Origin of the sequence: Nguyenibacter vanlangensis, assembly GCF_013376155.1 — a bacterium.
GTDB classification, from domain to species: domain Bacteria; phylum Pseudomonadota; class Alphaproteobacteria; order Acetobacterales; family Acetobacteraceae; genus Gluconacetobacter; species Gluconacetobacter vanlangensis.
This window is the reverse complement of sequence record NZ_JABXXP010000660.1, coordinates 1-1,538: the sequence shown is the minus strand read 5'-3', so window position 1 is coordinate 1,538 and position 1,538 is coordinate 1. Positions and strand designations below refer to the sequence as shown.

2 protein-coding genes are annotated in these 1,538 nt (G+C 69.4%); both read left to right on the top strand.

Going from position 1 to position 1,538, the window contains the following annotated elements:
* The first annotated feature begins 140 nt into the window (after window positions 1–140).
* Window positions 141–758 (top strand): thioredoxin domain-containing protein, encoded by a 618-nt coding sequence (locus HUK84_RS17775; RefSeq protein WP_176641435.1) that lies wholly within the window; start codon window positions 141–143, stop codon window positions 756–758.
* Between the two features lie 27 nt (window positions 759–785).
* Window positions 786–1,538 (top strand): AAA family ATPase (locus HUK84_RS17770; protein WP_176641434.1); only part of this gene is annotated, 753 nt, incomplete at its 3' end.

Genomic DNA, 1,538 nt, shown 5'->3' with positions numbered 1-1,538 from the left:
CGAACCGACCCGTCGAGGCCGGTGCCCCGGGCCAGTACCCCCTGGCCGCGCCATCTTGACGCCTGCCCGCTTTGTGGGCTCTGTCGCTTCCTTGACGTGAGCCGTCCCGTTCGTACCCGCATGCCGGAGCCAGTTCAGCCATGCCCGTGACCCGCCGCACCCTGATCGCGACCGTGCCCCCTGCCCTTCTGCTGGGGGCGAGTTGGGGTAGCGGCGCCCGTGCCGCCGCGGACCCGCGCATGGCCGTCCGCGCGGCCGGCAACCCCAACGCGAAGGTGCATGTCGAAGAGTGGTTTTCGCTGACCTGCACCCATTGCGCCCGATTCGCGATGGAGGTGTTTCCGGAGGTCCGCAGCAAGCTGATCGATACCGGCAAGGTCTATTACGTCTTCCGCGACTTTCCGCTGGACCAGGTGGCGCTGGCGGCGGCGATGGTCGCGCGCAGCCTGCCGCCCGAGCGGTACGAGCCCTTCGTGCTGTCGCTGCTGTCCAGCCAGGATCGCTGGGCCTTCGCCCGCGACGTCAATCCGCAGGACGAATTGCAGAAGATGGCCGCGCTGGCCGGAATGCCCGCCGAGCTGTTCCGGAAGACGCTGGCCGACGACACGCTGCGCCAGGCGATCATGGACGAGGAAAACCGCGCGCAGGCCCAGTACAAGATCGAAGGCACGCCGACCTTCCGCTTCAACGACACGGTGCAGGTCGGGCAGGAAATGACGTACGACGAATTCGCGCAGAAGGTCGCGTCGCTCGCCTGATCCGGCTGCCGGCGCTATGACCATCCGATGACTGCCCGCTTCGTCCGCCTGCGTATCGCGGGATTCAAGAGCTTCGCCGACCCGGTCTCGGTCGATATCCTGCCCGGCCTGACCGGGATCGTCGGCCCGAACGGCTGCGGCAAGTCCAATGTCGTCGAGGCGCTGCGCTGGGCGATGGGCGAGAGTTCCGCCCGGTCGCTGCGCGGCGGCGAAATGGATGACCTGATCTTCGCCGGGACGGCCGCGCGGGCGGCGCGCAACCTGGCTGAAGTGACGCTGACGCTGGAAGGCACGACGGGCATCGCGCCGCCGCCGCTGCACGACCAGGACGAATTGCAGATCAGCCGCCGGGCCGAGCGCAGCGCCGGCAGCGATTACCGCGTCAACAGCAAGCCGATCCGCGCGCGCGACGTGCAGACCCTGTTCGCCGACCTGGCGTCCGGCGCGCGGTCGTCGGCCATGGTCAGCCAGGGGCGGGTTTCGGCGCTGGTCAATGCGCGGCCAGAGGAGCGGCGTTCGATCCTGGAGGAGGCGGCCGGCATTACCGGCCTGCATGCCCGCCGGCACGAGGCCGAACTGAAGCTGCGAGCCACGGAAGCCAACCTGGCGCGCGCCGAGGATCTGCGCGTGCAACTGGAAGGGCATCTGGACAATCTGCGCGGCCAGTCGCAGCAGGCCAGGCGCTATCGCGAATTGTCGTCGGGCCTGCGCGAGGCCGAGATCAGCCTGCTGGCCCTGCTGCATGCCCGGGCGCGCCTGGCGGTGGAACGCGCGGGCCAG

What these genes read in the sequence shown, in the direction of transcription:
- HUK84_RS17775 (WP_176641435.1), top strand. Translation starts at nt 141, where the DNA reads ATGCCCGTGACCCGCCGCACCCTGATCGCGACCGTGCCCCCTGCCCTT.